The 8,086-nt window shown below is 70.9% G+C and carries 10 protein-coding genes; 4 read left to right on the top strand and 6 right to left on the bottom strand.

Annotation, left to right across the window (positions count from 1 at the left end; all coding sequences use genetic code 11):
- The first annotated feature begins 198 nt into the window (after nt 1-198).
- Nucleotides 199-801 (top strand): hypothetical protein, encoded by a 603-nt coding sequence (locus GUY60_RS30270; protein WP_161703567.1) that lies wholly within the window; start codon nt 199-201, stop codon nt 799-801.
- A 57-nt stretch (nt 802-858) separates the two neighbouring features.
- Here the strand turns inward: GUY60_RS30270 and GUY60_RS30265 are convergent, their stop codons facing one another.
- Both GUY60_RS30265 and soxR read right to left on the bottom strand, forming a co-directional pair.
- Nucleotides 859-1,371 (bottom strand): hypothetical protein, encoded by a 513-nt coding sequence (locus tag GUY60_RS30265; protein ID WP_161703565.1) that lies wholly within the window; start codon nt 1,369-1,371, stop codon nt 859-861.
- 88 nt (nt 1,372-1,459) lie between these two features.
- Nucleotides 1,460-1,921, bottom strand: coding sequence for a redox-sensitive transcriptional activator SoxR (gene soxR / locus GUY60_RS30260; RefSeq protein ID WP_161703563.1), 462 nt, complete (start codon nt 1,919-1,921; stop codon nt 1,460-1,462).
- A 94-nt stretch (nt 1,922-2,015) separates the two neighbouring features.
- Between soxR and GUY60_RS30255 the strand changes: the two genes are divergently transcribed.
- On the top strand, nt 2,016-2,480 hold the full coding sequence (locus tag GUY60_RS30255) for a MaoC family dehydratase (RefSeq protein WP_161703549.1): 465 nt from the start codon (nt 2,016-2,018) through the stop codon (nt 2,478-2,480).
- Between the two features lie 62 nt (nt 2,481-2,542).
- On the opposite strand, the gene GUY60_RS30250 is transcribed toward GUY60_RS30255, so the two are convergent.
- From GUY60_RS30250 to GUY60_RS30240, 3 genes are all read right to left on the bottom strand, one after another.
- Nucleotides 2,543-3,184 (bottom strand): TetR/AcrR family transcriptional regulator, encoded by a 642-nt coding sequence (locus tag GUY60_RS30250; RefSeq protein ID WP_161703547.1) that lies wholly within the window; start codon nt 3,182-3,184, stop codon nt 2,543-2,545.
- 93 nt (nt 3,185-3,277) lie between these two features.
- The gene (locus tag GUY60_RS30245; RefSeq protein ID WP_281368608.1) at nt 3,278-3,568 is read right to left on the bottom strand and encodes a YiaA/YiaB family inner membrane protein; all 291 of its coding nucleotides are present in this window, start codon (nt 3,566-3,568) and stop codon (nt 3,278-3,280) included.
- A 61-nt stretch (nt 3,569-3,629) separates the two neighbouring features.
- A complete protein-coding gene (locus GUY60_RS30240) occupies nt 3,630-4,781 on the bottom strand; it encodes an acyl-CoA dehydrogenase family protein (protein ID WP_161703543.1) in 1,152 nt (383 codons plus the stop codon).
- A gap of 64 nt (nt 4,782-4,845) precedes the next feature.
- Between GUY60_RS30240 and GUY60_RS30235 the strand changes: the two genes are divergently transcribed.
- Nucleotides 4,846-5,532, top strand: a complete 687-nt coding sequence (locus tag GUY60_RS30235) for a TetR family transcriptional regulator (protein ID WP_161703541.1) — start codon at nt 4,846-4,848, stop codon at nt 5,530-5,532.
- Between the two features lie 114 nt (nt 5,533-5,646).
- Complete coding sequence (locus tag GUY60_RS30230) at nt 5,647-6,639, top strand: DMT family transporter (RefSeq protein ID WP_161703539.1); 993 nt, start codon at nt 5,647-5,649, stop codon at nt 6,637-6,639.
- On the opposite strand, the gene GUY60_RS30225 is transcribed toward GUY60_RS30230, so the two are convergent.
- On the bottom strand, nt 6,605-7,933 hold the full coding sequence (locus GUY60_RS30225) for an MFS transporter (protein ID WP_161703537.1): 1,329 nt from the start codon (nt 7,931-7,933) through the stop codon (nt 6,605-6,607). The genes GUY60_RS30230 and GUY60_RS30225 overlap by 35 nt on opposite strands.
- Nucleotides 7,934-8,086: the final 153 nt, after the last annotated feature.

The following is an 8,086-nucleotide window of genomic DNA, read 5'->3' as shown; positions in this document are numbered from 1 at the left end:
GGGGAGAAGCACCCGTGGGGGATGCCGCTCGGCCCGGACGTTTACGTGGATCCCACGAGCCGTGTGATGGACTCCCGTCTCGTGATGGGAGCCATCGGAAAACGGATGGAGCCGGATCGCGAGTCGATACGTCTATAGGCCGACGTCTTTTTCGCCGACGCCGAGTAGCCGAAGCAGTAGCGACGGAGGTGCGATGCGATGGCTGGATTCAGAAGCCTCGCGAGACAGGTCCGCGACGGACACAACGACTTGGCGCTGCGGCGGTATTCGCTGCGCAAGTGTCTGGAGCGGTTCGCCCCCTACGGCCATCGGGCCACCTGGGACCATCTGTGCGCGCGGGCCGGTTTCGGCCCCGAGGACCGGTCCCCCGACCCAGCGCGGCTGATCGCCGCGCTCGACGAACTCGAAGCGGCGCGCGCTGTCTGGCTCGCGTACGAGACGGAGTTCGCCCACCGGCGCAAGCAGGAGAAGCACGACGGACTCCGCAGCCCCGGCTCCACCGACGACTGGCACCGGCTCACCTGGGGCGGGCACGGCGTCGCCTGGTGCGACGACCCGCACGTCCACCCCACCGAGCCGCTCGCCGACGTGCTGCGCAAGCTGATCGCGGCCCTGGAGCGCGAGCCCGGCCACTGCTGCCCGGTCTGCGCGTCGACCGGCATCGTGTGGAAGGACGGCCTGGCGCACGAACCGTCCGCGGGCCCGGTCTGCGCCGACTGCGGCATCGTCGTACCGCAGCCGGTCCTGGCACCCCGAGCCCTGGTGCGGGCCCGGCAGTTCAGGGCGCTCATACCGGTGTGAGCACGACGGGGGTGCCGCCGGTCCAGCCGCACCCCCGTGCCACAGGCATCCACACGCTCAGGGCGTCTGCACATCCGTGTGGATCGCGAGCTTGAACTGGGCGTGCGTCAAAGGGGCCTTGATCTTCACGTCGCCGCGCCCGCGCGCGGAGACCTTGAACGCCAGCGGCGTGCCCTTGCGGACGAACATCTGCCAGGTGTACGAGCGGTACTGGCCGCCGCCGGTGGGCGCCGAGTCCGTGGTCGCCGTCGAGTCGTACCCGGAGCCGAGCGGGTCGCGCACGAATCTCGCGCGGTACTCGGAGGGCCGCGAGTCCGGGTCCCAGAACGCGAGCGCGGACAGCACGCCCCAGCCGTCGTGGCTCGGCCATATCAGGCCGGACCGGGCGTCCGGGAACTTCGACGGCGCGTCACCGCCGTGCGCCGGGTCGTGCATCTTCCACGGGTCGTACGACTCCTGGCTCTCCCCGTACGGGAAGCGCACCAGGTGATAGCCGTCCTCGTCGTAGGTGATCGACTGATTGCCGCCCTTTTCGGCGTCCCACAGCAGCGAGCAGATCACGAGGCTCATCGGCACTCCTTCTGACGTCGGACATGGTGCGGGCCTGTGGTGAACGGTGCCCGCGCGACGGTGGTACTGAACCGGCGTGCGGGGAGCGCTACTTGCGCCCCTCGGCGAGCAGCCGGGAACCCGTGAGCCGGTCGCCGAAGACATCGTCCGGGTTGGAGAGCACACAGTTCTCCAGGGACAGGCAGCCGCAGCCGATGCAGTCGGTGAGGTGGTCGCGCAGGCGGCCCAACTGCTTGATGCGCTCGTCGAGTTCGGTGCGCCAGGTCTCGGAGAGCTTGGCCCAGTCGTCGCGGTTGGGGGTGCGCTCCTCGGGGAGCTGGGCGAGCGCGTCGCGGATCGTGGCCAGCGGGATGCCGACGCGCTGCGCGGCCCGTACGAAGGCGACGCGACGCAGTGCGTCCCGGTGGTAGCGGCGCTGGTTGCCGCTGGTGCGACGGCTGCTGATCAGCCCTTTGGACTCGTAGAAGTGCAGGGCGGAGACGGCGGCGCCGCTGCGCTGGGACAGCTGGCCGACGGTGAGTTCGTGGACCTTCTCGGGAATCTGCGGCACCCATGGACCCTACCTGCGACATCCGTTGACAGGCAGGCGCCCGGCGAGCATGCTGAGCAAGCGCTTAGACACACTCACCCGGGAGGCATGGGACATGGCGGAGCCGAGGATCTTCAGGTCGGTCGAGGAGTTGCGGACGGCCGTCGGCGAGCAGCTGGGCACCGGCGACTGGCTCGAGGTCGACCAGAAGCGGATCGACCTGTTCGCGGACGCCACGGGCGACCACCAGTGGATCCATGTCGACGCGGAGAAGGCCGCCGACGGCCCCTTCGGTACGACCATCGCGCACGGCTATCTGACGCTCTCGCTGCTGCCCACCCTGGTGCCGCAGATCATGCGGGTGGAGAACGTGCGGATGGGCATCAACTACGGCACGAACAAGGTGCGTTTCCCCTCCCCGGTGCCGGTCGGCTCGCGGCTGCGCGCCACGGGCACGCTCAAGGAGGTCACCGAGACCAAGGACGGCGGCGTACAGATCACCACCGTCGTCACGGTCGAGCGTGAGGACGGCGACAAGCCCGCCTGTGTGGCGGAGGCGGTGTCCCGCTTCTACTTCTGAGGTGTGCCCGAGAGACAGCGAGGCGCCCCGGCCGTCACGGCCGGGGCGCCTTCGCGTACGACTCAGCGAGGTTCTGACGCGCCGCCCTGGGCGCCGACCATCCGCAGCACCAGGTCCGCGTACATCTCGCCGACCTGGTCCGGGGTCCAGCGCCCGGCCACGTTGAACCAGCGGGCCACGTCGATGCAGAGCGAGAGCACCGCGAGGGTGGTGCCGGAGACGTCGGGCACCTCGAACTCGCCCGCGCGCACGCCGTCGCTGAGGATCCGGCGCACGGCGGCGTCGCAGCGGCGGCGCAGCAGGACGACCTCGGCGCGGTGCTCGGCGCCGAGCGCGTCCAGTTCGTACTGCACCACGCGTGCGGTGGTGTGGTGTCCGGCGTGCCAGACGACGAAGTCGCGCACCGCGGCGGCGAGGCGGTCGGCCGCGTCGCCGGGGCCGTCCGCCGCGGTCTCCAGGATGTCGAGCGCCTTGGCGTGCCCCATGGTGCTGATCCTGTGGAGCAGTTCTTCCTTCGTCTTGTAGTGGATGTAGAGGGCGGCGGGACTCATGCCCGCGCGGCCCGCGATGTCACGCGTGGTGGTCGCGTGGTACCCGCGCTCGGCGAAGGCCTCGACCGCGGCGATGAGCAGCCGCCTGGCCGCGTCCGGCGTCACCTCGCCCCACGGCAGGTCGTCGCCGTCGGTCTCCTGCGCCGTACTCATCACGGGCCCCTTCCCTCATCCAGGACGCACACCATACCCCTGCCGGTGAGCAAGCGCTTAGGGGCAGGGGCGGCTACGGGCGCCGGTGTGGGTTCAGGGGCTCTTGAAGGGGTCGTGGTCGGCGAGGATCTTGTCCAGTCTGGCCTGGTCGACCCGGCTGACCAGGGCTCCGGCCTCCTGTCGGTCGCGGACGACCTTGGCGAGCGTGAAGGACGACGTGACCAGGTAGAGCATCGCGACGGCGAGGAAGGCCCGGATCCAGACGTCGACGTCCATGTAGAGGACGGCGATCACGACGGCGGCCAGGGCGACCGCGAAGGAGGCGACCGCCATGCCGTAGTACGCGGCGGTGCTCTGCTGCTTGATCGGCGCTTCGGTTGTCATGTCCCAGAGCATCGACCCACGCAGCCGCGACCCCTATCCGTACAGCTACTCAACTGCGTACTCAGAAAGCCGAGATGCCGGTCAGAGCGCGGCCGATGACGAGCTTCTGGATCTGGCTGGTGCCCTCGTACAGCGTCATCACGCGGGCGTCGCGCAGGAGTTTGCCCGCCGGGTACTCGTCGATGTAGCCGTATCCGCCGAAGACCTGGAGTGCGTTGTTCGCGGCGCGCACCGCGGCCTCGGAGGCGAACAGTTTGGCCTTGGAGGACTCGGTGGTGAAGGGCAGTCCGCGGTCGATGAGGTCGGCGACGCGCCAGGTCAGCAGGCGGGCGGCGTCCACGTCGACGGCGATGTCGCTGATCAGCTCCTGGACCAGCTGGTGCGCGGCGATCGGCTTGCCGAACTGCTCGCGCTCGCCCGCGTACTTCACGGCCGCGTCGAGCGCCGCCTGGGCGATGCCGACACAGCCCGCCGCCACCGACATCCGGCCCTTGGCGAGCGCGGACATCGCGACCGAGAAGCCCTTGCCCTCGGGCGCCATCATCGCGCTCGCCGGCACCCGCACGCCGTCGAGGACCAGTTCCGCGGTGGCCTGACCGCGCAGCCCGAGCTTGCCGTGCAGGGTGCGCCGGGTCAGGCCGGGGCTGTCGGTGGGGACGAGGAAGGCGGAGACGCCGCGGTGGCCGGGTTCGGCGCCGGTGCGCGCGAAGAGGAGCACGACATCGGCCCAAGTCCCGTTCGTGATGAACATCTTGGTGCCGTCGATGACGTACGAGTCGCCGTCCCGTACGGCCCTGGTGCTGAGGTTGCCCGCGTCGGAGCCGGTGCCCGGTTCGGTGAGGCCGAAGCAGCCGACGTACTCGCCGGAGGTCAGGCCGGGCAGCCACTGCCGCTTCTGCTCCTCGCTGCCCCAGGCGGCGATGGACTTGGCGACCAGGCCGAGGGAGACGGAGACGATGCCGCGCACCGAGGAGTCGCCGCGGCCGAGCTCCTCGGTGACGAGGCAGTACGCGAGGTGGTCGCCGCCGGAGCCGCCGTACTCCTCGTCGACGGTGAGGCCGAGGAAGCCGACCTCGCCGAGCTTCTTCACGATGGCGCGGTCGACGTTCTCGGCCCGGTCCCACTCGACGACATGCGGGGTGATCTCCCGGTCGACGAAGTCCCGCGCGAGCTGCCTGACCGCGGTCTGTTCCTCACTGAGCTCCAGGTTCACGCGGTGCACCCCACTTTTAATTACCACTGCTAGTTTTCTGTCGGCAGGGCCTACTATGAGCCGCATGGCCCGACCGCGCAAGCCCCTCCTCAGCCGAGAAAAGATCGTCGACACGGCCCGCGCGCTCGTCGACGCCGAGGGGCTCGCCGCGCTCTCCACCCGGCGTCTCGCCGCCGAACTGGGCGTCAGCGGCCCCTCCCTCTACAACCACTTCCGCACCAAGGACCAGCTCCTGGAAGCGGTCGCCGACTCGGTGAGCGCGCGGGTCGACCTGTCGATGTTCGAGGACGGCCGCCCGTGGCGCACCGCGCTGCACGACTGGGCCGTCTCGTACCGGGCGGCGCTCACCGAGCACCCCAACATCGTTCCGGTGCTCGCCCAGGGTCCCGGCCGACGGCCGGCCGGACTGCGGCTCGCGGACGCGGTGTTCGGGGCGATGACCGCGGCGGGCTGGCCGGCCGCGCAGGCCACCTCCATCGGCGCCCTGATGCGGTACTTCGTGATGGGCTCCGCGCTCGGCTCCTTCGCGGGCGGCTTCGTCGACGACGAGGCCGCGTACGACCCGGCCGACTATCCGCACCTCGGCCAGGCGCATCTGCTCGCCGACCGGCAGGAGAAGGTCGACGAGCGCGCCTTCGAGGCCGGACTGCAGGCGCTCCTTGACGGGCTCGCGGTGCAGTTCGCCGCGCTCGGCGGGGGCGGGGACGTGGTGGCCGGAAACGTGGATACGCCTGCGGGGAACGGGAGTTGACCGGTTCCGGGAGCGCGGACGCGCGAGCCGGGAGCGGCGGTTGACCGGTTGACGATTGACGGTTGCCGTCAATTCGTTCGCCGCCGAACCGTTCCGCCTTCTAGGTTCAGCTCCATGACCACATCCCCCCGGGCGTTCCTGCGCCCCGAACGTCTCGCGGTCCTGGCCGCCGCCGTCACGGTGGCGCTCTGGGCCTCCGCCTTCGTGTCCATCCGCAGCGCGGGCGAGGCGTACTCCCCCGGCGCACTGGCCCTCGGGCGGCTGCTCTCCGGGACGGTGGTCATCGGCCTGATCTGGGCGGTGCGCCGGGAAGGGCTGCCGCCGCGCGCCGCCTGGCCGGGCATCGCGGTCTCCGGAGTGCTCTGGTTCGGCCTGTACATGGTCGCGCTCAACTGGGGCGAGCAGCTGGTCGACGCGGGCACGGCGGCCCTGGTCGTGAACATCGGCCCGCTGATCATGGCGCTGCTCGGCGCCCTCCTCCTCAAGGAGACGCTGCCGCCGCGGCTGCTCGCCGGGATGGCGGTGTCGTTCGCGGGCGCCGTGATCGTGGGCCTGTCGATGTCGGGCGGCGGCGACGCGTCCCTGCTCGGCGTCGCGCTCTGCCTGGTCGCCGCCCTCACGTACGCGAGCGGTGTCGTCGCGCAGAAGCCCGCGCTGCGGTACGCGAGCCCGCTCCAGGTGACCACGTTCGGCTGCGCGATCGGCGCCGCGGCCTGCCTGCCGTTCGCCGGGGTCCTGGTCGACGAGGCCGCGCACGCCCCGCTCTCCGCCACCCTCAACATGGTCTACCTGGGCGTCTTCCCGACCGCCCTGGCGTTCACGACCTGGGCGTACGCCCTTGCCCGTACGACGGCGGGCCGGATGGGCGCGACCACGTACGCCGTGCCCGCGATCGTGGTCCTGCTGTCCTGGGTGCTGCTCGACGAGGTGCCGGGCTGGCTGACGCTGCTCGGCGGCGCCTTCTGCCTCGCGGGCGTCGCCGTGTCCCGCTCCCGGCCGCGCGGGTCCGCGTCCACAGCCGCGGCGGCCCCCGGAGCCGACGGGGACACCGAGGGCTCCGAGGGCTCCGAGGTCAGCGCTTCGCAGCGCGTCCGGCCAGGATCTTGATACTGATCAGCGCGATCACGGCGAGCAGGATGATGTACGCCGACACCGACATGGACGTGCCGGTCGCCTCCAGGAGCAGCACCATCACGAACGGCGCGAGCCCGCCACCGGCCACGGCCGCGATCTGGTAGCCGAGCGAGGCACCCGTGTACCGCATCTCGGCCGTGAACAGCTCGGCGAACAGGGCTGCTTGGGGCCCGTACATGATGCTGAGGAAGCAGCTGCAGACGAAGGTGCCGACGGCCAGCCAGAGCAGTGAGCCGGTGTCGATGAGCAGGAACATCGGCACCGCCCACACCCCGAGTCCCACCGCGCCCAGGGCGTAGATACGGAGCCGGCCGATGCGGTCCGAGAGGGCCGCGGAGAGCGGGATCAGGGCGAGCTGGGTGAGGCTGATGCAGAGCGAGACGAGCAGGACCGAGCTGCGCTCCATGTGGAGTTCGCGGGTCGTGTAGTCCAGGACGCCGGTGATGATGATGTAGAACGTCGCGGTGTTGACGGCGAACGAGCCGCCCGCGAGGAAGACCGTGCCGAGGTGCTCGCGCAGGATCGTGCGCAGCGGCGAGCGCTTCTGGCCCGCGCCCTTCTCCTGCTCGGCGAGCGCCCGCTCGGCCTCCTTGAACGCGGGGGTCTCCTCGACCCGGGTGTGGATGTACCAGGCGAGGCCCAGGACGAGCAGGCCGACCAGGAACGGCACCCGCCAGCCCCAGGCGGCGAAGGCGCTGTCGCTGGTGACGGCACCGGCGACGAGGAAGACGGTGTTGGCCGTCACCACGCCGATGGGCACGCCGAGTTGGACGAGGCTGCCGTAGAGACCGCGCTTGCCCTCGGGGGCGTACTCGGTGGCCATGAGCATCGCGCCGCCCCACTGGGCGCCGACGGCTATGCCCTGCAGGACGCGCAGGAAGACGAGCAGCAGCGGGGCGGCGATGCCGATCGTCTCGTACGTGGGGAGCAGGCCGATGCCGGTGGTGGCCAGGCCCATGATGGTCAGGGCGAGGACCAGCATCGGCTTGCGGCCGCGCTTGTCGCCGAGCTGACCGGCGATGACGCCGCCGATGGGGCGGGCCAGGAAGCCGACGGCGAAGGTCGCGAAGGCGGCGAGGACACCGGCGGAGGAGCTGCCCGCCGGGAAGTAGAGGTCGCCGAGGACGAGGGCCGCGGCGATGCCGAAGACGAAGTAGTCGTACCACTCGACGGCCGAAGCGAGCGCGGCCGCGGTGGCCACCTTGCGGCGGTGGCGGTCCGCCGGGGCGTCGGCGGCGGGCTTGGCGGCGGAAGGTGCCGTGTCCATGCGGATGCACACTCCGGTGGGTGCGGGGACGGAGAATTCGGGGGGCGGCGCCGTGATGTCCGGGGAACGTACCGACCAGTCGGTGCGGGGTCAACGGGTCGTGCGGTCACAGTTTTTGCTCACGGTTTGCCTGTCCGTCACCGGGATGCGGGC

The organism is Streptomyces boluensis (genome assembly GCF_009908195.1).
GTDB classification, from domain to species: domain Bacteria; phylum Actinomycetota; class Actinomycetes; order Streptomycetales; family Streptomycetaceae; genus Streptomyces; species Streptomyces boluensis.
The sequence above is the reverse complement of the archived record's forward strand: the minus strand, read 5'-3'. Positions and strand labels throughout refer to the sequence as shown.